We start from the raw sequence: 19811 nt of genomic DNA, 5'->3' as shown, positions 1-19811 counted from the left end.
ACAAAGGAACAATGTGCAAGCAAATCTGGTGGAAAACGACCTCTTGATCATCGACACGCACGTGCATGTCTTCGAACGGAGCATGCCGCTCGTCGACAACCCTCGTCATACCCCGACTTACGATTTCTCGACCGATCAGTTGCTTGCGGTCATGGAAAGCAATGGCGTGAAGCAGGCGGTGATTGCCGCGGCAAGCCCCTGGGGCGACTACAACGACTACGTGATCGCCGCCGTGCGTCGTCATTCGAGACTGCGCGGCACGGTGATTCTCGAGCCCGGCGTCGAACGCGTCGTACTCGACGAGATGGACCGCGCCGGCGTGGTTGGCGTGCGTCTGCCGTTCATCAGCATGAGCACGCTGCCCGATCTGACCGAATGGGAATACCGCAAGTTGCTGCGGCGTATCGCGGACCTCGACTGGCACGTGCATTTGCATCTCGACGGTCCGCGTTTGCCACAGGTGCTGCCGCTGCTCGAAAAGTCGGGTGTGAAGATCGTGATCGACCATATCGGGCGGCCCGATCCGCAGACGGGCATCGAAAGCGAAGGCTTCAAGGCGATGGTGCGCTCGGTCGAAAAGGGCCGAACATGGGTCAAGCTTTCGGGCGCGTACAGGCTTGGCGCCAATGCGCGGGCGTGCGCACAGGAGCTCTACCGCCGGGTGGGTGACGACAAGCTGATGTGGGCAAGCGACTGCCCATTCGTAGGCGCGGAAGGGCAGTTCGAATATGCTCAAACCATCGAGTGGCTGCGCGACACCATTACCAGCCCGGAATCGCAGCGCAAGATTTTTGGCGAAAATGCGCAGACGTTCTACTTTTCGTGAGCCCAGTACGGGACAGCCATGGAGATTCGCATGAACGACCTGATCGACCGCATCGGCAAAGACCGTCTTGGGGGCGCGCTGATGCTCGTGATCGGCGCCGGCGCCGCACAACAAGGCATCGCTTATTCGCTGGGCTCGCTGGCCGCGCCCGGTCCGGGTCTGTTTCCGGGCGGGCTTGGCGTCTTGCTCATGCTGATCGGTCTAGCGATCGCGTTCACCGGCAAGCGCCGTCCCGCTAAAGGCAGCGAGGCCGCGGGCAAGCTGGAGAGCGGCGACGCAGCCCCGCTCGATCCCCGCCCGCGGGCAGAATGGCGGGGCTGGTTCTGCATCGTGCTGAGCATCGTTGCATTCATCGTGCTGGGCAGTCACGGCGGCCTCGTGCCGGCGAGTTTCGCGGTGGCGTTCATCGCGGCGCTCGGCGATCGTGACAATACGCTGCTCAGTGCGTGCGCGCTCGGCGTGGCGATGGCGGTGGTGTCGGTCGTGGTGTTCTGGTGGTTGCTGCAATTGCAACTACCGTTGTTTCAATGGGGTTGATTCAATGATTGCGCAATCGATTCTCGATTTGTTGCAGGGCTTCGGCGTCGCGCTGCAGCCTCACAATCTGATGTGGTCGTTCGTCGGCGTGCTGATCGGCAATCTGATCGGCGTGTTGCCCGGAATGGGTGCGCTGTCGGCGATTTCGATGCTGCTCCCGCTCACGTACACCATGCATGCCGTACCGGCGATCCTCATGCTCGCCGGGATCTTCTATGGTTCGCAATATGGCGGCGCGATCGGCGCGATTCTCCTGAATCTGCCTTGTCATCCGCCTCACGCCGTCACCTGTCTCGACGGTTACCCGATGACCCGCCAAGGCAAGGGCGGGAGTGCGCTCGGCATTACGATGATTGCGTCATTCTTCGCCGCGTCCGTGGGCATCGTCGTCATGATTTTCGCTTCGCCGCTGCTGGTGAAGATCGCCTTCAAATTCGGGCCGCCCGAAATCTTTTCGATCATGCTGCTCGGTTTGCTGGCGGGGGGCACGATGTCGCGCGGTTCACCGCTAAAGGGCATCGCAATGACGATCTTCGGGCTGCTGGTCGGCAGTGTCGGCACCGACGTGAACAGCGGGCTGATGCGCTTCACGTTCGGCTTACCGGATCTCTCGGACGGAATTGAATTGGTCGCGCTGGCGCTGGGGTTCTATGGCGTCGCCGAATTTCTGCGCAACGTGAACCGTATGCACGCGGTGGGCCACAGCACCACACTGCGCATGCGCGACATGCGCCCCAGCAAGGCTGAAGTGAAGCAGGCGTTTTGGCCGATGGTGCGCGGCACCGCCGTCGGCACGCTATTCGGCGCAATGCCCGGCACCGGCCCGACGATCACCACGTTTATCGCATACGCCCTGGAACGGCGCATTTCGAAGAATCCCGAACGTTTCGGCCATGGCGCGCTGGAAGGCGTCGCAAGCCCGGAAGCCGCGTCGCACTCGAAGACTCAAGTCGATTTCATCCCGACCATGAGCCTGGGTATTCCCGGAGATGCCGTGATGGCGCTGATTTTGGGCGCACTGCTGATTCACGGCATCCAGCCGGGGCCGCAGTTGATTACCGAACACGAGGATCTCTTCTGGGGACTGATCGCGAGTTTCTGGATCGGCAACATTCTGCTGGTGCTGCTGAACGTCCCGATGATCGGCGTGTGGGTGAAATTACTGCGCGTGCCCTATCGTTTTCTGTTTCCGTCCGCGCTGTTCTTCATCTGCGTCGGCGTGTACAGCACGAACAATAGCCTTTTCCAAGTCGGCGAGGTGGCCGTGTTCGGGCTGATCGGCGCGTTGCTCGTCGCGCTCGATTTCCCCGTATCGCCAATTCTGCTCGGCTATGTCCTCGGACCGATGGTGGAAGAAAACTTTCGGCGCGCGATGCTGCTCTCGAGGGGCAGCCTGACCATCTTTACCGATCGCCCCATCGCGCTCGGTTTCCTCATCGTTGGCGCGTTGTTGATCTTCGCTCAGTTGTTCTTCGCATCGCGCACCTGGATGCGGCGGCGCGATGTGCCGCTCGAGCCGGCCCTGCCGGCGGGGACAGCGTCGATGGCGGACGACTGAGCGGCACGGCTGCTCTCTGTCTCATCGGGCTCGCGCACGCCTTGCCGGCGTTATCTCGCGGCGGCAGGCTCACTGAATGCCGCGAGGCGCTTGTCGATGTCCTCGGTGATCATGTCGCACAACGTGGCCGCCGCGGGGACCAGCAAGGTTTCGGGCCGCATCACTGTCGCGAGGCAGCGCGTGATTTGCGGCTCGACCAGCGGCAATGCAACCACGCCCGGATAGCTGGTAGCCGCGAGACACGGCACTACGGTCAGCCCCAGTTCGGCGCGCACGAAGTCGATTGCGGCGCCCGTGTGCTGCGTCTCATACCCCCAGCAATACTGCATACGGCGATTGCCTAGCGCGTCGTCGATCGTCGTGCTATTGCCGGCGTGCAAACTGATGCGGATCAACGTCTCATCGACCAGATCGTCCCACCGCACCACATCGCGTTCGAGCAATCGGTGGCCGAGCGGGCAGACCAGTGCAAACGGTTCCTGAGCGAATCGTTCGACGGTTAGATTGAAGCGCGTCGGCGAATTGACCGATATGCCGAACGCAGCCGATTCAGAATCCACGAGTTCGGCAATCTCCGCGATCGAGTTGTCGAACATGCGTACGGCGACGTCGGGATAGGCCGTCGCAAATCGTTTCAGCACGCTCGGTATGTGCGAGGCGGCCAGCGTCGGCAGGCAAGCGAACGTCAACCATTGAGGCGCGCTGCTGCGATGCTGCCGCAAAGTGTCGTACGAGGCTTCGAGTTCACGGATCGCACCGCGCACGCGCGGCAATAAGGCACGGCCCGCGTCGGTCAGCGTCAATTCTCGTGTCGTGCGCGCGAGCAGGCGCACGCCCAGCGCTTCTTCGAGCTTACGGATGCGGTGGCTGACGGCGGTCTGCGACAGATTGAGCTGTGCGGCGGCGGGCTGGAAACCGCCGTTTTCGACAATGCTCAGAAACGCCTGCATGCCAAGAAAATCGATTTGCATCCGGGGACGGTAAAGGCAAGCGCGCGATCGTGCAATCGTGGCTTGCCCGGAGATCGACTCGATAGAATTGCCGAACCGATCGTCGATGGTTCCCATCCACCGGAATGTGCGGCAGACAGTCCCCAAAGCCGCGGACGCACATCGACGTTCCTTTCATCTGGTTTTCAACCATAGTGCAACGGCAGGCCGGGTTCCGGCCAGTCCATCGAGACGAGCTGCCCGGTCCCGGACAGCGTGATGAACGCGGTTTTCATATCGGCGCCGCCAAAACAGATATTGGTGACCATCGGATCCGGCAGCATCGTCTGGCGCAGCACTTCACCGGTCGGTGCGATCACCGTAATGCAACCGGTCACCAGGGTCGCGACGCAGATATTGCCGTGCGCATCCACTGCCATGCTGTCAAAACGCTGGTACCCCGGCAACCCGCAAACCAGACGGCCGCCATGCGGCGAAGGGTGCGGATGCTTCTTTGCGCGGCCCGGTTCTTCCAGATCGAAGGCCCACAGGCGGCCGGTCTCTGTTTCCGACACGTACACCACCGAATCATCGGGCGACAAACCCACGCCATTTGCCGTGGTCAACGGATAAGCGACCGGCACGATCATCGAGCCATCAGCGCGCGCATAGTACAGGCCCGCATGATCGCGTTCGCGTAAGCGGTTCTTACCGAAGTCCGTGAAGTAGAAGCCGCCGCTCCGATCGAAGACCAAATCGTTCGGACCGCAGAGCGGGAAATCTCCGCAGCGATCGTATAGCGTGCGCAATTCCCCGGTATGCGGATCCAAGCGCTCGATCCGTCCGCTGGTGTAATTCGGATGAACACCCGCGCGCGTTCTGTTGAAGCCTGCGATGGTCTGGAACAGAAAACCGCCGTTGTTGCAGATGTAATAGGCGCCATCGGGGCCCACGGCCAGCCCGTTCGGTCCGCCGCCCACCTGGGCCAGCACGCTCACCATGCCATCGGGCGACACGCGGCTGATCGTTTCCCGTTGTATCTCGACCAACGCGACCGACCCGTCCGATAGCGCAACCGGTCCTTCGGGAAACTGAAGCCCCGTTGCCACGACATTGAATGACTGCGTTGAATTGACCATCATCGCGTTGATAGGTTGGCGCAAGCGCGCGGGCCTCAGTGTTTTCCGGCTCGCAGGACGTAGCTGTTGTCATAGGTCGCAGCGAGGTCGATGTGCGCCTTCGCCACGTCGGCATCGAACGCGGCCAGTACGCTGCGCACCGTCTCCGGCGCGTCGGCCGCCATCAAGCCATCGTGCGACAAACATTGGTGCATGTTGGTATAGGCCCGCACGAATGCGGCCTTGTCGGCCATCGCATACTGCGGCGGCACGGCCTGGGCAACCTGCTGCGGCGTAGCGCCCGCCATCCATTTCTCCGCCGTCACCATCGCGTTTGCGATCGCCTGAACAGTCCTCGGATTTTTTGTGACGAAGTCCCTCGTGGCGTAAATGCTCGCCTCGGGATAGTTGCCGCCCAACGTGGCTTGCGTCTCCTTTTCATTGCGCATTTGCACGAGCGGAAACAGATCGCCGCTGTCCTGCAGCACCGTTGCAACAGGATCGTTCGTCATCAACGCGTCCACCTGGCCGCTGCGCGCCGCGGCGATCGCGCCGGAGGAGGATCCCACGCCGATGATCGACACGTCTTCCGGCTTAAGGCCGGCTCGGCTCAACAGATAGTTCACGCCCATGTGAAAACTCGAACCCGGCGAACTCACGCCGATCCGCTTGCCCTTCAGGTCTGCATAGGTCCGAATCTTGTCATGGCTCGCCTTGGTCACGCCAAAAACGAAACCGGGGCATACCGCCTGGGTGACGAACGACACGAGCTTCTGCCCCTTCACGGCCATCGTGATCGTGTTCGAGTAGGCCCCCGCGACGATGTCGGCGCTGCCGCCCAGCAACGCCTGCAATGCCTTGGCGCCACCACTGTAGACACCGATCTCGACATCGAGCCCCTGCTGCTTGAAATATCCTCGGCCACTGGCGATCAAGAACGGCAGATAGGGAAATCCAACGCCGGCCGCCGCGAGATGGAGCTTGGGCTGCTCAGGCGCGGATTGCGCATGCGCGTCGACGCAGGCGATGAACGCCGACGACAGGGTCAAAACTATCGCGGGGGTATAAAGACGCTTCATGAGTGTTCAGCTCCTCAACGCGGAGACACCGGCACGGTCCCATCGCGTACGCAACGGCGCCGCGCCGGCCGACGACGATCAAGCCTGCAAGACTTCCTGACGCTGCGAACCCAGCCCTTGAATGCCGAGCGTTACGACATCGCCGCGTTTCAGATACACCGGCGGCTTCTGTCCAAGCCCCACACCCGGCGGCGTACCGGTAGAGATGATGTCGCCCGGGTGAAGCGACATGAATTGCGACAGATACGACACGAGGTAGCGCACGCCATACACCATGGTCGCCGTGCTGCCGCTCTGATAGCGGCGGCCGTTCACATCCAGCCACATGGGCAACGCCTGCGGATCGGCGATCTCATCGGACGTGACGAGCCACGGACCGATCGGCCCGAAGGTATCGGCAGACTTCCCCTTGGTCCACTGACCCTGGCGCTCGGCCTGGAATGCGCGTTCCGACACGTCGTTGATCACGCAATACCCGACCACGTGAGCCATCGCCTCGCTCTCGTCGACATACTTCGCGGGCTTGCCGATCACCACGCCCAATTCGACCTCCCAATCGGTCTTCTCCGAGCGCCGCGGAATTTCGATGGCGTCGTTGGGACCGACAATTGCGCTGGTCGCTTTCATGAAGATGATGGGCTCGGGCGGCACGATCGCGCCGGTTTCAACCGCGTGATCGGAGTAGTTGAGCCCGATGCAGATGAATTTTCCGGTCCCGGCGACGCAAGCGCCAAGACGCGGACTGCCTTCGACCAGCGGCAGTGTCGTCGGATCCAGCGCCTCGAGCCGTGCGATGCTCTCAGGCAGCAATGCATCTCCCCCAAGCTCCGCGATCCGGAGCGACAAATCTCTGATACGCCCCTGCGCATCGAGCATTCCAGGCTTCTCTTGGCCGCTCGGGCCATAACGAAGTAGCTTCATATCGAATCGGGTGGCAAGTATTTAAAGGTTGAACCGCGCTCGAGGCGCATTTGCGCCGTGTCCGCAACGTGCTTGCATCGGGTGGTCGGCCACGCGCGTTGCGCTTCGCTCGGCAAGTGGCTCAGTAAGTGGCCCGGCCACCGGAAAGATCGAACACCGCGCCGGTGGTAAACGAGTTTTCCTCACTCACGAGCCATGCGATCATCGCAGCTGCTTCGTTCAACTCTAGGAAGCGGCCGCGAGGAATCTTGCCCAACATGTACGCGATATGATCGGGCGCCTGCTCCATCGCCCCCGGCGTTCGCGCTACCGCCGGCGTCACGCAGTTGACCGCGATGTCGTGCATTGCGACTTCCTTGCCGAGCGATTTGGTCATCGCGATCACCGCCGCCTTGGCCGTGCTGTATGCCGACGCATTTGGATTGCCCTCCTTGCCCGCAATCGACGCGACGTTCACGATGCGGCCGTACTTCTGTTCGGTCATCACCGGAATCACCGCACGGCAGCAATAGAACGTGCCATTGACGTCGACATCGATCACCTGACGCCAGTCGTCAAGCGGGTAGTTGGCGAGCGTCGCGTTCGGGCCCACGATCGCCGCGTTGTTGATCAGAATATCGATGCGGCCCATCGCGCGAAGCGTGCCCGCGGCAGCTGCTTCGACGCTGTCGTAATCCGCGATGTCGACCTGTTCGGTATGCACGGCGATATCGCCGCATGCGCTTAGTTCCGCTTTGGCTTGGGCAAGACGTGCTTCGTCGATGTCCCAGACCGCCAGCTTCGCGCCGGACGCAAGCAGGCGATGACCGACGCTCAGGCCAATCCCCCGAGCACCGCCGGTCACGACCGCTACGCGGCCGGTCAAATCGATGGCGTTGGTTTGCAAGATGTTCCTTCCTATTAGCAATGAAATGAACGCCAGGGCTTGATTTCCCGGCTGGAAACGCGAATCCGAAAATTCAGGCCGTCCGCACCCGGCTTCGCCGACTCGCGCCGTTCAGGCGCGGCTCTGCACCGTCTGCTCCGCGCCCGGTTGCCAGCGCATGAAGTGATTTTCGAACATGGAAACCGTGGTATCGAGCGCCAGTGCGAACACGGTAAGCAGCAAAATTCCGGCGATGACCGAGTTGATGTCGAACACGCCCTCGGCCAACAAAATCAAATAACCCACACCCTTCTCCGACCCGAGGTACTCCCCCACCACGCTTCCGACGAACGCAATCCCGACCGCGTTGTGCAAGCTGGAAAAAACCCAGCTCATGGCCGACGGCAGATAAACGTGACGCATCAACTGGCGTGAATTCGCGCCGAGCATGCGGGTATTCGCCAGCACCGCCGGGCTGACTTCACGTACGCCCTGGAATACGTTGAAGAACACGACGAAGAAAACCAGCGTCACGCCAAGCGCGACTTTCGACCAGATGCCCAAGCCGAACCACAGTGCGAAGACCGGTGCGAAAATCAACCGCGGCATCGAGTTGAACGCCTTGATGAAAGGATCGCTGACGACTGCAAGAAAGGGATTCAGCGCGAGCCATAAGCCGCACGCGAGACCCAGGACCGTGCCGATAAAGAACGCCAAAATCGTTTCGATCAGCGTGGTGTAAAGATGCGTATAGACCGAGCCGGCGGCGAACCATCCGATCAGCCGTTGCATCACGCCCACCGGCTCGCCGAAGAAGAACGGCGAGATCAGGCCGCTGCCCGTCAGCCCCCACCAAAGTGCGATGAAACCTCCCAGCAACAGGCATCGTGCGAATACAACCGCGAGACGGCCCCTGCGATCAACGATGATTGCGCGCATAGCCTTTTAATACCTCCCCTCGAAGTACCTGCCAGATCTGCGCATGCAGTTGCAAAAAACGTTGCGTCATGCGGATTTCCGACACCTCACGCGGACGCTTCAGATCGATTTCGAATTCCGCGATCGGCCGAGTTGCGGGTCCTGCGGACATGACGATCACGCGATCGGACAACGAGATCGCTTCTTCCAGATCGTGGGTGACGAAAACCACTGACTTGCGATCGGTCGACCATAACCGCAACAACTCATCTTCCATCAGCTGACGGGTCTGAATATCGAGTGCGCTGAAGGGTTCGTCCATCAGCAAGATGCGCGGGTCGAGCGCGAGCGCCTGCGCGAGGCCCGCCCGCTTTCTCATGCCGCCCGACATCTGATGGGGGTACTTGCCGCCATGACCATCGAGGCCGACCCGCACCAACCAGTCACGCGCGGTGCCGAGCGCTTCCGCCTTGCCCCTGCCATGAAAAATCAGGCCTGCGACGATATTGTCTTGCGCCGTCTTCCACGGCATTAGCGCATCGACCTGGAACAGATACGAGGCCTGCGTATTGAGCCCCTGATCGAGCGGCTTGCCGAATACGCTCAAGGTGCCCGACGAAGGCCGAATGAGGCCGGCCGCGACGTTGAGCAGTGTCGACTTGCCGCAACCCGTCGGGCCGACCACCGAGACAAATTCACCGTCGCGCACCGTCAGGTTGACGTCACTGACAGCCGTATACGCGCCGCCGCGACCGTCGTTGCCGGCGAATGTGCAGGTCACGCCCTCGAATCGCAATGCTTCCAGTGCGTCGGCCGGTCGGCGCTCCGTATCGACGCTGCGCAGTGCCGCGGTCATTGCGACAGCTCCTCCAGACTGCGATTGAGCGTCCGCGGCCCGAATCCGCCGACCGCCACGATCATCACCAGCATTGCCGCGCCGATGAACAGCGCGACGCCCATGGTGCCGCCCGCATGCAGGAAGAAGCCAATCATCAAGCCAGCCAGCGCCGCGCTCACGCGGCTCCACGAATAGACAAAACCGATCGCGCGCGCGCGGATGCGCGTCGGGTACTGCTCCGCCTGAAAACCGTGAAAGACGAACGAAATCCAGTTGTTGAACAGCGTGACAAGGACGCCGAAGCCGATGATCCACATCGGATCAGTCTGTTTGGCGAAGCACAGCATGAAGACACCGATCCCCACGCCCGCCGAAACGATCTGCCACTTGCGCTCCATCTTGTCCGCGATCCAGATGCCGAGCAGAGGCCCCACCGGATTCGCCAGCGCGATGATGAACGCGTACTGGAGACTCGTGGTCACATGAATGCCCTTGGAGATCAAAAGCGTCGGCACCCAAGCGCCGAAGCCGTAAAAAGCGATGGTCTGCGCGAGGTTGAATACCGACAACACGAGCGTGCGTTTGCCGTAGGGCGCTTCGAACAGTTCGGAAAACTTGCCGTCGCCGACGACCGCTTCCGTCGCTGGCGCCGGCGGCAAGGCGGCGACCCCGGCCTCGCGGGCGATCCGCGTTTCAAGATCGCGCATGATCTCCTCGGCTTTGTCGTTGTGACCGTGCAGCGCCAGCCAGCGTGGACTTTCCGGCAAGCCCCGCCTCAAGCCCCAAGCGGCCACCGCGCCCACGGCGGCAATCATCGCCACCCAGCGCCAGCCGTCGATACCGAACGGGCTGATCGGCACCAGCAGCCAGCCGAGCAACGCCACCACGGGCACAATCAGGAATTCGATGAATTGGTAGAACGCGAATGCCTTGCCGCGCCCTTGAGGCGGCACGAGCTCGGTTAAGAACGTATCGATCGTGACCTGTTCGAGTCCCACACCGATCGCGGCGATGAAGCGGCACAGATCGATACCTGCCGACGAGCTCTGGCAGGCCATGACCGCGGTGGCCAGTGAATACCAGATCAGCGAGAACGTGAACATCGAGCGGCGGCCAAGCCGGTCCGCCACCGAGCCGAACACCATGCAGCCGAGCCACATCCCGGCAAACGTGCAGAAGACGAAGAAACCTATGCCGTTGGTACTGAAGAACCCCACCGATCCGCTCGTGAACAACCCGCTTCGCACCAGGCCCGGGGCGATGTAGGCCGTCATGAAGAGGTCGTATAGTTCGAAGATACCGCCGATGGAAATCAAGAACACGAGCCGCCAAAGGGCGCCGGTGAACGGGAGGCGGTCGAGCCGCGCCGCGACTTGTCCGGCGTAACTGTCCGCGACGGGAATCGTCGCATCGGCATAGATGTCAGTCATCTTTGTCTCCGCACGGCGTGCTGTCGCCACCGTGTTTATCGTGGGGAATCAGGCTGCGCGCCCGACGCAGGGTCAGGCACGCCTACCGAGGCTGCAATCCGGCTGAATCAATGAAGCGCGGCGAGTACCGCCTCGCCCATCTCACGGGTTCCAACTTTGCGCGTGCCGGGCTCATAGATGTCCGCGGTGCGATAACCTTCGGCCAGCACGGTACTCACCGCGCGCCGGATGCGCTCGGCCGCGGCGGGCAGATCGAACGAAAGGCGCATCATCATTTCCACCGATAGGATCGCTGCGAGCGGATTCGCGATGTCCTTGCCCGCGATGTCCGGAGCCGTGCCGTGTACGGGCTCGTAGAGGCCAAGCGTGCCGCTGCCGAGCGAAGCCGAGGGCAACATCCCGATCGAACCGGTCAGCATCGCGGCGGCATCCGAGAGAATGTCGCCGAACACGTTGCCGGTTACGATGACGTCGAACCGGCGCGGATCGCGCATCAGCATCATCGCGGCGGCATCGACGAACATATGCGTCAGTTCGACGTCCGGATATTCCTTGCCGACTTCCGTCATCACGTCGCGCCACAATTGCATGGTCTCGAGCACGTTCGCCTTGTCGACAGAACAAACCTTGCGATTGCGCAGACGCGCGGCACGAAACGCCGCATGTCCGATGCGACGCACTTCGCTTTCCGAATAACGCATCGTATTGACGCCGACGCGTTCGCCGCCTTCAGGCGCAACGCCTCGCGGTTCGCCGAAATAGAGGTCGCCGGTCAGCTCGCGCAGGATCATCAGGTCCAGACCGTCGACGATCTCCGGCTTGAGGCTCGAAGCATCCGCGAGTTCGGGAAACAGGAAGGCCGGTCGGAAGTTCGCGAATAACCCGAGCGCCTTGCGCAAGCGCAGCAAACTCGCGCCGGGCCGCATATCGAACGGGATTTTTTCGTCGCCGGGCTCGCCGGCCGCGCCGAACAGAATGGCGTCCGAGCGGCGTGCCACTTCGAGCGTCGCATCGGGCAACGGATCACCCGCGGCCTCCACCCCGGCGCCGCCGATCGGCGCGTGGGTCACTTCCAGCGCCGCGGTTCTCGGCGCCACCGCCTGCAATACCTTCAAAGCCTCCGCGGTGACTTCCTTTCCTATTCCATCACCTGCGAGTACGGCAATCTTCATGTCCTGTCCTTTAGTATGACGATGAGTGAAGCGAACGACCGGGCCGGTCAATGCGAGTAATCGCGCTCGAACGCTTCGATCCGGTCGAGTAGGGTCAGCGTGTAGCCGAGTTCGTCGAGCCCTTCCCGGAGACAGCGCTTCCGGTAGGGGTCGATGTCAAAGCGATGGGATACGCCGTCGGGCGTGGACACCGTCTGCGCTTCCAGGTCGACACTGACGGTCAGCCCGGGCCGCGCCTCCAGCTTGCGGATGATCACGGCCACGTCACGAGCCGGCAGCAGCACGATCAGCAAGCCGTTCTTCGATGCGTTCGACGCGAAAATATCGCCTACGCTAGGCGCAATGACAGCCCGCACGCCGTAGTCGAAGAGCGCCCACACTGCATGTTCGCGCGACGAACCACATGCGAAGTTCTCATTCGCGACCACGATCCTCGACCGCCGGTACGCGGGGGCATTGAGTAGGAAGTGCTCGTTCTCCGAGTTGTCCGCGCGGTATCGAAGGTCGTGAAACAGATAGGCGCCAAAATCGTCCGAACGCGGCTTCTGCAGATAACGCGCGGGCAAGATCTGGTCGGTATCGAGGTTCGATTGCGCAATCGGCAGCGCTACCGCTTCGAGGCGAACGAATTTTTCCATCAGTTATCCCGCTCAAGAAAGAGCCTGACATCCGCGAGGCGGCCGCTCAACGCGGCGGCGGCGACCATCGCGGGACTCATCAGGTGAGTACGCGAGCCCGGGCCCTGGCGGCCGACGAAGTTGCGATTGGTCGTCGAGGCGCTCCGTTGCCCCGGTGCGACCGTGTCGCCATTGGTGCCCAGGCACATCGAGCAGCCCGCTTCGCGCCATTGAAAGCCCGCCTCCTTGAAGACCCGGTCCAGACCGAGCGATTCCGCTTCTTGTTTGACGAGCCCCGAGCCCGGGACGACCCAGGCCTCGACCGACGGCGCAACCTTGCGGCCTTTCACGACGGCGGCCGCCGCCTTCAGATCCTCGATCCGGCCATTCGTGCACGATCCGATGAACGCGCGATCGATTTTCAAGCCGTCGAGCCGCATGCCGGGCGTCAGACCCATGTAATCCAGGGCGCGCTGCATCGCGGCGCGGCGCTGTGCGTTCGGCGCAGTGGCAGGGTCCGGCACACGGCCGTCGATCGGCAGCGCGTCCTCGGGGCTGTTGCCCCAGGTGACCATCGGCCGCAGTGCGCCGACGTCGATCGACACTTCCTTGTCGAACGGCGCATCCGGGTCCGATGTCATGCTGCGCCAGCGTGCGAGTTCGCGATCCCATTGGACCCCGGACGGCGCAAAGGGGCGACCGGCGAGATAAGCGAAGGTGGTGTCGTCGGGCGCGATCACGCCGGCGCGCGCGCCCGCTTCGATCGACATATTGCAGATCGTGAAGCGCCCTTCCATCGACAAACCGGCGATGACCGAGCCCGCGTATTCGATGACATGACCGGTGGCGCCGCCCGCGCCTATTCTTGCGATGATTGCGAGGATCACGTCTTTCGCGCCGACGCCCGCTTCGAGCTTGCCCTCGAGCACGATGCGCAACGCTTTCGGCTTGCGCTGCCAGAGCGTTTGCGTCGCCAGGACATGCGCGACTTCCGTTGCGCCGATGCCGAATGCAAGCGCACCGACCGCGCCGTGGGTCGAGGTGTGACTGTCACCGCATACGATCAGCATGCCGGGCCGGGTCAAGCCCTGTTCCGGCGCGACGACATGCACGATGCCTTGGCGCACGTCGTCGAGTCCGAAGAAGGTGATGCCCAGGCTCGCGCTGTCGTCGCGCAACGCATTGGCCATGGCGCGTTTTTCGGGGTCGGCGATGTTCGAGAGGTCCCGGCTATGGGTGGGGACGTAATGATCGGGCGTTGCAAAACTGCGCTGCGGCGCACGCGCTTTCAAGCCGCGGCTGCGCAGCATTTCGAAGGCGGGCGCCGAGCCGTCTTGCAGCAAATGACTATCGACGTACAGCAAGCTCTGTCCGTCTTCGCGCGCCATCACGTGATGCGCGCGCCAGATCTTGTCGAAGAGCGTCTGGGGCGCTCGTAGCGTTGCGTTCACTTCATCGTCTCCGTCGGTTGACGCCGTGGCGGGCGCTCCTGCGCGTTACGCTGCGCAACGGAGACGATGATTAGGTAGTTCTAGGTCCTGCGCAACGACCGATATATCATGGGCGGCATGAGAAAATCTCGTGCCAGCCATGCGACGACAACTTCCTCCGCTCAATGCATTACGCGCCTTCGAAGCGTCGGGGCGCTACTCGAGTTTCACCGGCGCGGCGAAGGAACTGCTGGTCACCCAAGGGGCGGTGAGCCGCCACGTCTCGCTGCTCGAAGAGTGGCTAGGCGTGAAGCTTTTCGTGCGCACGCATCACGGCATCGAGCTCACGCGTAAGGGCGAAACGTATATCCGCGCGCTTGGCAGCGCGTTCGATCAGATCGATTACGCGACCCGCGAGGCGCGCAACGAAATGGACGGCTCCGTGCTGCGGCTTAAGTTGCCCCCCACCTTTGCGATGCGCTGGCTGGTGCCGCGGCTAACGCGTTTTCAGGCGCTGCACCCAAAGATCGAGATCCAGATTTTCACTTCGCACGAGCCGGCCAATTTCCGCCGCGAAGACATCGATCTATCGATTCACTCACACGCGTTCCCGCCCGAGGATACGAGCCAGCGCCGCCTACTGCGCGAAGTGCTGATGCCCGTGTGCAGCCCGTCGTTACCCGTGGAAGATCGGCCGTTGAAGCGGCCGAGCGATCTCGCGAATTACGCGCTGCTGTCGTCGCGGCACCGGCCAATGGACTGGTCGCGCTGGTTGGTGGAGGCGGGTGTCACCGAGCTGGGCAATCACGGCGCCATCAACTTCGATAACGCCGCACTGGCGTATCAAGGCGCGCTCGATAAGCTCGGCGTGGTCATTGCGGTGCGCGCGTTGATAGAAGATGACTTACGTAACGGGCGGTTGATCGCGCCGTTCGATCTGCAGGTTGCCACGCCGGGCGCTTACTACCTGGCCTGCTCGCAGGTCAGTTCGCGATCGCCGCAGCTGGCGGCGTTCGAAGCGTGGCTAGTCGAGGAAGCGATGACGTACGAGCAGAGCCTTGCGCCGCTAAGATCCGATCGATAGACATATTGCACTGCAAGGCGACGCGACCCCATGCGCCGTGCGGCGCGACGAATCTTCACCCTTGCGTGAACTGATTGCCGACGAAGGCGATGTGCGCGTGCATCGCTCGGGACGCGGCATCGGGACGGTGCGTGCGAATCGCGCGAAGGATCGCCGTGTGCTGCTCCAGCCGCCTCAGCGCCAGATCATTCGCCTCCGCCTGCATGCGTGATGCTTCGTACGTATTGTTGGTGATGTGCTCGCGCAGCAGCGTGATCACGCTGGCGTAGAAATGGCTCAGCATCGCGTTGTGCGATGCGACGGCCAGCGCCGCATGAAACTCGGCATCGGCTTGCGCCTCGGCCTCGACATCGTGGCGATGCACCGCTTGATGCATGCGCGCGAGAATCGATTCGAGGTCCGCCAATTCTTCCGGCGTCGCGCGCTGTGCGGCGAAGCGCGCCGCGGCGCACTCGAACATCAGCCGGAACTCCAGCGTGTCCTCGCGAACCGGCGGATTTTCCGCAAGCAGTTGCAGCCACGGCGCGCTCAGCCGAGCCGGTTGCTGCGCGCTGATGAAAAGCCCGCTGCCGCGCCGGGTTTCAAGCACCCCACGTGCGGCCAGACGCTGGATTGCCTCCCGTATCGTCGCTCGTGAGGTGCCGAATTGCGCCGCGAGCTCTCGCTCCGACGGCAGGCGCGTTTCACCTCGCCGATTGGCCCGCAGGATGCAGCTTTCCAGTTCCTTGACGACCCGCGCGAGCGCGTTTCGCGTGGTGCCAGACAGTGCCATGACGCCTCCAGAATCGCTCGGTGGCCTGACCAATTTCCCGATTGCCCGCGATTATCCCACTATTGCCGGGGCCTGATCCACGCGCCCAGCAAGCGCGATTCGTTCAACTGGGAGGACGACCATGACCCCGCTTTCACGTGCGCTTAAGCTGCACGACTCCGACGACGTCGCCATCGCGCGCAACGCAATCGCCAACGGCACGTCGCTCGATGAATTCGGGGGCCTCGTCGCGCGCGGCGACATCCCTGCCGCGCACAAGATTGCCTTGCGTGCGATCGCGCAGGGCGAAGCGCTGCGTCGCTACGGACAGATCATCGGCTTCGCCACGCAGCCCATTGCACCGGGCGACCACGTTCATACGCACAACGTATCGATTGGCACGTTCGACCGGGACTACGCGTTCAGCAGCGACGTGAAACCCGTCGGCAAGGTTGCGCAGCCGTTGACGTTCCAGGGCTTTCGCCGCGCCGACGGCCGTGTCGCCACGCGCAATTACATCGGCGTGATCAGCACGGTCAATTGCTCAGCGACGGTCAGCAAGCGCGTCGCGCAACATTTCGCGGCGCCCGGAGCGCTCGATGCCTACCCGAACGTCGACGGCGTCGTGCCGATCACGCACAGCTTTGGTTGCTGCATCGATCACAACGGCGAAGGTATCCAGCAGCTGCGCCGCACGATCGGCGGCTATGTGAAACACGCGAATTTCGCGGGCGTGCTCGTGATCGGGCTAGGTTGCGAAGCGAATCAGATGGGCGCGCTGTTCGTCGCCGAGAACGTCGAAAGCGGACCGATGATCGTGCCGCTCGTCATGCAGGAACTCGGCGGCACACAAAAGACCATCGATGCCGCGATCGCCGCTGTCGAAGCGATGCTGCCGCAAGCCAATCAAGTCGAACGCGAACCGCTGCCGATCTCGCACTTGAGCATCGCGCTGCAATGCGGCGGCTCGGACGGCTACTCCGGCATCACCGCCAACCCGGCGCTCGGCGCGGCCGTCGATTTGCTGGTGCGGCACGGCGGCACCGCGATCCTGAGCGAAACGCCTGAAATTTACGGCGCGGAACATCTGTTGACGCGGAGGGCGATTTCGCGCGAAGTCGGCGAGAAGATCGTCGAGCGGATTCGCTGGTGGGAAGACTACGCACAGCGCGAGAAGGGCAGCATCGACAACAATCCGACGCCGGGCAATAAGACGGGCGGCCTGACGACGATTCTTGAAAAGTCGCTCGGCGCGGTGGCGAAGAGCGGGTCGACGCCGCTGATGGGCGTGTATCGCTATGCCGAACCGGTCGACACGCACGGCCTGGTTTTCATGGATGCGCCGGGCTACGATCCGATGGGCGCCACCGGTCAGATCGCGAGCGGAGCGAACCTGGTGGTGTTCACCACCGGCCGCGGTTCATGTTTCGGCGCGAAACCCGCACCGTCGATCAAGCTCGCCACCAACACCGGCATGTTCAACCGCATGCGCGACGACATGGACATCAACTGCGGCGACATCATGGAAGGCAGCGTGACGGTCCAGCAAAAGGGCGAGGAAATTTTCCATGCGATCTTGCGCGTGGCGTCGGGCGAGAAGAGCCGCAGCGAAGCGCTGGGTGTCGGCGACGATGAGTTCGTACCGTGGATGATCGGCGCGCAGATGTGAGGCACGGGGGCGGGCGGTTGGGCGTTAGCGCCCAATGTTGGATTGGCCGGCTCATGGTGCGCCCGGGGCTGCCGAAGTAGACTTGACGCCATAAATGGGTTGCGACTACGTGGCCGGCGCTAGGCTCCAGGGACTACCTTGGGGCCTTTCGCTTTTCTAAGGGAAGATTTTTAGGCTCTTGGATCTGTTGTCGCCGTCACTAACTGTCGAATTGGCCCACGACGATGAAGCGCGCTTTCATGGCGTCCAGTACTTAAAAGGATCGTCATGCCCCGGGTATTCGCGATCGAGCCACGCCCGCCATTTCGCCCACTCGGGATGCCTGGGGCCGCTCTCGGGCGCATAGGCAGAGAATTTCAGAGGCTTCCCGTCGACCTCGCCATCGCGCACGACAAGCTGACACCGGTCGTCCGACTGGTCGAACTTCGACTCGATTCGGTATCGGCAGAGCAGCCGTAGCTTTGCATGCTCGCCAGTTGCCCACTCGGCTCGGAATGCTTTCCCATCGTAGATTTTCGTGCCGCCGGTTTGGGGGTGGACAAGTTCCCAGCCATCCGCAAGCCGAGCCATCAGCCCCTCGCGCGTCTCGCTGATCCACGTCATTCCCCACGCGCGCGACATCGCTTCACGAACCTCATCGACCGTTTTGTAGCCGGGCGGCACCTCGATTTCGAGCGGGAGCCATACCGTTTCTTTGCCCCAGATCGTCGGCTCGTTTTTGGGGTGCTCGCTTTTGGGGCGCTCGACTCCGTCGCGATCGTCGTCGAACGGATTCACCGGGCGGCTCGCCGACCTCGTCCCGGTGGGCGCGAGACCGCCGAATAGACGCTCTGCGTCGCCCCGTGTGTATTTTGGTTTGCCTTTCGCCATCGTTGCCCTCGTTTCGCTATGCTCGGAAATATACGCCCAGGAATGACCCGTTTGCCAGTTGCGTTCCTAGTCAGTTTGTCGATTTACACCATCGTCATCCGTCGTGTGGGGAGGAGCGGGATGAGTGGCCTTCGTCGGCATCCTGGCTCCTTCACCCATTCACGGAGATACAAAAATGCGCTTCCTGTCGATGGTAAGAATCAGTGAGAACACAGGCCTGCAGCCCAGTACGCAGTTGATGACCGAGATGGGCAAGCTCATCGAAGAGCTCACCCGCGAGGGAAAGTTGCTCGACACCGCAGGGCTGACTCCCACGTCCGACGGCGTGCGCGTCAGGCTAGCCGACGGAAAGATCAGCGTGACCGATGGTCCATTCACCGAAACAAAGGAAGTCATCGGCGGCTACGCCCTGCTCCAGGCAGAGTCGAGGGAGGAGGCCATCGAACTGGCCAAGCGCTTCCTACGAGTCCATGGCAACGAATGGAACATCGAATGCGAGGTGCGCCAGGTCGTGAACCCATGCACCGAATAGCGGACCGTATCGGTTGATTGGACGAATTCCCTACCGATCACTAACAGACGTCAGAGCACGCGCTGCGATCTACCTGCGGGTCAAGCGTGCCGTGTTGGGCAACTTCGGCGACCGCCACGCCGGAGACGGCCCACGCTTAGCTTGAAGAATCATTCGCAGCCGCCTTCCGTGCGCGCCGGATTTCCCCGCTTCCTTGGAACGCTTCGAATGGTGGGCCGGGTGCCCTCCACATTTCTCTCTCTGATGCTTTATGGGCTTGGTTTGTTCGAATTTTAGAGCTAACCGATGCCCCCTTGCATGCCCCCTTCTTGCTTTTCTGGGATTCGGGAGTCTAACCGACGGCACGAGGGCTCGTTTGACGCGGAGACCGCAAGAATGAACACGAATGAAGGAATGAACCGAGTCGTATTCGCCCTGAGAGCGATCGGGTTTTTGATCGCCACTCTCGGGTTCCTCAATCCGATAGACCCTGAGCGCACGGCGTGGCTCGTCCTGGTGATAGCGGCAATTATCGCCGCAACACCGTTCTTTGCCCTAGCCTGGATCATTGACGGCTTTGCTGGAGCAGCTCGGCGCGAGGAACGCGAGGCGGCCTGCGGTGCGATCTCATGACCGCACGACATGCACCGCTTGAAGAACGGCTTGTAGCAACATTTCGGGCAGCACG

The 19811-nt window shown here is 62.2% G+C and carries 20 protein-coding genes; 7 read left to right on the top strand and 13 right to left on the bottom strand.

From position 1 onward, the window contains the following. Window positions 1–13 precede the first annotated feature (13 nt). From ACTHNR_RS20080 to ACTHNR_RS20070, 3 genes are read left to right on the top strand one after another with little or no spacing between them, the layout of a single operon-like run. Complete coding sequence (locus ACTHNR_RS20080) at window positions 14–826, top strand: amidohydrolase family protein (RefSeq protein WP_440549415.1); 813 nt, start codon at window positions 14–16, stop codon at window positions 824–826. 30 nt (window positions 827–856) lie between these two features. Next, entirely contained in the window at window positions 857–1363 is a 507-nt protein-coding gene (locus ACTHNR_RS20075) for a tripartite tricarboxylate transporter TctB family protein (protein ID WP_440549414.1), read from the top strand. A 4-nt stretch (window positions 1364–1367) separates the two neighbouring features. After that, window positions 1368–2921, top strand: coding sequence for a tripartite tricarboxylate transporter permease (locus tag ACTHNR_RS20070; RefSeq protein ID WP_440549413.1), 1554 nt, complete (start codon window positions 1368–1370; stop codon window positions 2919–2921). A 50-nt stretch (window positions 2922–2971) separates the two neighbouring features. Here the strand turns inward: ACTHNR_RS20070 and ACTHNR_RS20065 are convergent, their stop codons facing one another. From ACTHNR_RS20065 to leuC, 11 genes are all read right to left on the bottom strand, one after another. Next, window positions 2972–3871, bottom strand: a complete 900-nt coding sequence (locus tag ACTHNR_RS20065; protein WP_440549412.1) for a LysR family transcriptional regulator — start codon at window positions 3869–3871, stop codon at window positions 2972–2974. 185 nt (window positions 3872–4056) lie between these two features. Then, on the bottom strand, window positions 4057–4989 hold the full coding sequence (locus ACTHNR_RS20060; protein WP_440549433.1) for an SMP-30/gluconolactonase/LRE family protein: 933 nt from the start codon (window positions 4987–4989) through the stop codon (window positions 4057–4059). 35 nt (window positions 4990–5024) lie between these two features. Further along, on the bottom strand, window positions 5025–6047 hold the full coding sequence (locus ACTHNR_RS20055; protein ID WP_440549411.1) for an ABC transporter substrate-binding protein: 1023 nt from the start codon (window positions 6045–6047) through the stop codon (window positions 5025–5027). Between the two features lie 78 nt (window positions 6048–6125). After that, the gene (locus ACTHNR_RS20050) at window positions 6126–6968 is read right to left on the bottom strand and encodes a fumarylacetoacetate hydrolase family protein (RefSeq protein ID WP_440549410.1); all 843 of its coding nucleotides are present in this window, start codon (window positions 6966–6968) and stop codon (window positions 6126–6128) included. 121 nt (window positions 6969–7089) lie between these two features. Further along, a complete protein-coding gene (locus ACTHNR_RS20045) occupies window positions 7090–7854 on the bottom strand; it encodes an SDR family NAD(P)-dependent oxidoreductase (protein WP_440549409.1) in 765 nt (254 codons plus the stop codon). A 111-nt stretch (window positions 7855–7965) separates the two neighbouring features. Next, window positions 7966–8772, bottom strand: a complete 807-nt coding sequence (locus tag ACTHNR_RS20040) for an ABC transporter permease (protein WP_440549408.1) — start codon at window positions 8770–8772, stop codon at window positions 7966–7968. After that, a complete protein-coding gene (locus ACTHNR_RS20035; protein WP_440549407.1) occupies window positions 8753–9607 on the bottom strand; it encodes an ABC transporter ATP-binding protein in 855 nt (284 codons plus the stop codon). Before ACTHNR_RS20035 ends, ACTHNR_RS20040 begins: the two co-directional genes overlap by 20 nt. Continuing rightward, window positions 9604–11019 (bottom strand): MFS transporter, encoded by a 1416-nt coding sequence (locus tag ACTHNR_RS20030; RefSeq protein ID WP_440549406.1) that lies wholly within the window; start codon window positions 11017–11019, stop codon window positions 9604–9606. The genes ACTHNR_RS20035 and ACTHNR_RS20030 overlap by 4 nt, the downstream gene beginning before the upstream one ends. A gap of 107 nt (window positions 11020–11126) precedes the next feature. After that, window positions 11127–12191 carry a 3-isopropylmalate dehydrogenase gene (gene leuB, locus ACTHNR_RS20025; RefSeq protein WP_440549405.1) on the bottom strand — a complete coding sequence of 355 codons (1065 nt, stop codon included), beginning with the start codon at window positions 12189–12191 and terminating at the stop codon, window positions 11127–11129. Between the two features lie 47 nt (window positions 12192–12238). Continuing rightward, the gene (gene leuD / locus ACTHNR_RS20020; RefSeq protein WP_440549404.1) at window positions 12239–12829 is read right to left on the bottom strand and encodes a 3-isopropylmalate dehydratase small subunit; all 591 of its coding nucleotides are present in this window, start codon (window positions 12827–12829) and stop codon (window positions 12239–12241) included. After that, a complete protein-coding gene (leuC, locus tag ACTHNR_RS20015; protein WP_440549403.1) occupies window positions 12829–14259 on the bottom strand; it encodes a 3-isopropylmalate dehydratase large subunit in 1431 nt (476 codons plus the stop codon). The genes leuD and leuC overlap by 1 nt, the downstream gene beginning before the upstream one ends. 139 nt (window positions 14260–14398) lie before the next feature. Here leuC and gcvA point away from each other — a divergent pair, with 139 nt between their 5' ends. Beyond that, entirely contained in the window at window positions 14399–15322 is a 924-nt protein-coding gene (gene gcvA / locus ACTHNR_RS20010; protein ID WP_440549402.1) for a transcriptional regulator GcvA, read from the top strand. A gap of 55 nt (window positions 15323–15377) precedes the next feature. On the opposite strand, the gene ACTHNR_RS20005 is transcribed toward gcvA, so the two are convergent. Then, the gene (locus ACTHNR_RS20005; protein ID WP_440549401.1) at window positions 15378–16094 is read right to left on the bottom strand and encodes a FadR/GntR family transcriptional regulator; all 717 of its coding nucleotides are present in this window, start codon (window positions 16092–16094) and stop codon (window positions 15378–15380) included. A 121-nt stretch (window positions 16095–16215) separates the two neighbouring features. On the opposite strand from ACTHNR_RS20005, the gene ACTHNR_RS20000 reads away from it, so the two are divergent. After that, a complete protein-coding gene (locus ACTHNR_RS20000) occupies window positions 16216–17742 on the top strand; it encodes a UxaA family hydrolase (RefSeq protein ID WP_440549400.1) in 1527 nt (508 codons plus the stop codon). A gap of 237 nt (window positions 17743–17979) precedes the next feature. Here the strand turns inward: ACTHNR_RS20000 and ACTHNR_RS19995 are convergent, their stop codons facing one another. Beyond that, window positions 17980–18612, bottom strand: coding sequence for a hypothetical protein (locus ACTHNR_RS19995; protein WP_440549399.1), 633 nt, complete (start codon window positions 18610–18612; stop codon window positions 17980–17982). 124 nt (window positions 18613–18736) lie between these two features. Between ACTHNR_RS19995 and ACTHNR_RS19990 the strand changes: the two genes are divergently transcribed. Together ACTHNR_RS19990 and ACTHNR_RS19985 are read left to right on the top strand one after the other, a co-directional pair. Next, on the top strand, window positions 18737–19144 hold the full coding sequence (locus tag ACTHNR_RS19990) for a YciI family protein (protein ID WP_440549398.1): 408 nt from the start codon (window positions 18737–18739) through the stop codon (window positions 19142–19144). A gap of 375 nt (window positions 19145–19519) precedes the next feature. Next, window positions 19520–19756: a hypothetical protein gene (locus ACTHNR_RS19985; RefSeq protein WP_440549397.1), complete on the top strand. Its 237-nt coding sequence runs from the start codon at window positions 19520–19522 to the stop codon at window positions 19754–19756. The last annotated feature ends 55 nt before the right edge of the window (window positions 19757–19811 follow it).

The sequence above is a fragment of the Trinickia sp. genome (assembly GCF_051954495.1).
In the GTDB taxonomy this organism is placed as follows: domain Bacteria; phylum Pseudomonadota; class Gammaproteobacteria; order Burkholderiales; family Burkholderiaceae; genus Trinickia.
Note: the sequence above shows the minus strand (reverse complement) of the source record. Positions and strands in the feature narration are given on the sequence as shown.

Excerpts from the sequence above, each read along its gene's own strand:
- ACTHNR_RS20075 (WP_440549414.1), top strand. The coding sequence starts at position 857 with ATGAACGACCTGATCGACCGCATCGGCAAAGACCGTCTTGGGGGCGCG.
- ACTHNR_RS20070 (WP_440549413.1), top strand. The coding sequence starts at position 1,368 with ATGATTGCGCAATCGATTCTCGATTTGTTGCAGGGCTTCGGCGTCGCG.
- ACTHNR_RS20065 (WP_440549412.1), bottom strand. The coding sequence starts at position 3,871 with ATGCAGGCGTTTCTGAGCATTGTCGAAAACGGCGGTTTCCAGCCCGCC.
- ACTHNR_RS20060 (WP_440549433.1), bottom strand. The coding sequence starts at position 4,989 with ATGGTCAATTCAACGCAGTCATTCAATGTCGTGGCAACGGGGCTTCAG.
- ACTHNR_RS20055 (WP_440549411.1), bottom strand. The coding sequence starts at position 6,047 with ATGAAGCGTCTTTATACCCCCGCGATAGTTTTGACCCTGTCGTCGGCG.
- ACTHNR_RS20050 (WP_440549410.1), bottom strand. The coding sequence starts at position 6,968 with ATGAAGCTACTTCGTTATGGCCCGAGCGGCCAAGAGAAGCCTGGAATG.
- ACTHNR_RS20040 (WP_440549408.1), bottom strand. The coding sequence starts at position 8,772 with ATGCGCGCAATCATCGTTGATCGCAGGGGCCGTCTCGCGGTTGTATTC.
- ACTHNR_RS20035 (WP_440549407.1), bottom strand. The coding sequence starts at position 9,607 with ATGACCGCGGCACTGCGCAGCGTCGATACGGAGCGCCGACCGGCCGAC.
- ACTHNR_RS20030 (WP_440549406.1), bottom strand. The coding sequence starts at position 11,019 with ATGACTGACATCTATGCCGATGCGACGATTCCCGTCGCGGACAGTTAC.
- leuB (WP_440549405.1), bottom strand. The coding sequence starts at position 12,191 with ATGAAGATTGCCGTACTCGCAGGTGATGGAATAGGAAAGGAAGTCACC.
- leuD (WP_440549404.1), bottom strand. The coding sequence starts at position 12,829 with ATGGAAAAATTCGTTCGCCTCGAAGCGGTAGCGCTGCCGATTGCGCAA.
- gcvA (WP_440549402.1), top strand. The coding sequence starts at position 14,399 with ATGCGACGACAACTTCCTCCGCTCAATGCATTACGCGCCTTCGAAGCG.
- ACTHNR_RS20005 (WP_440549401.1), bottom strand. The coding sequence starts at position 16,094 with ATGGCACTGTCTGGCACCACGCGAAACGCGCTCGCGCGGGTCGTCAAG.
- ACTHNR_RS20000 (WP_440549400.1), top strand. The coding sequence starts at position 16,216 with ATGACCCCGCTTTCACGTGCGCTTAAGCTGCACGACTCCGACGACGTC.
- ACTHNR_RS19995 (WP_440549399.1), bottom strand. The coding sequence starts at position 18,612 with ATGGCGAAAGGCAAACCAAAATACACACGGGGCGACGCAGAGCGTCTA.
- ACTHNR_RS19985 (WP_440549397.1), top strand. The coding sequence starts at position 19,520 with ATGAACACGAATGAAGGAATGAACCGAGTCGTATTCGCCCTGAGAGCG.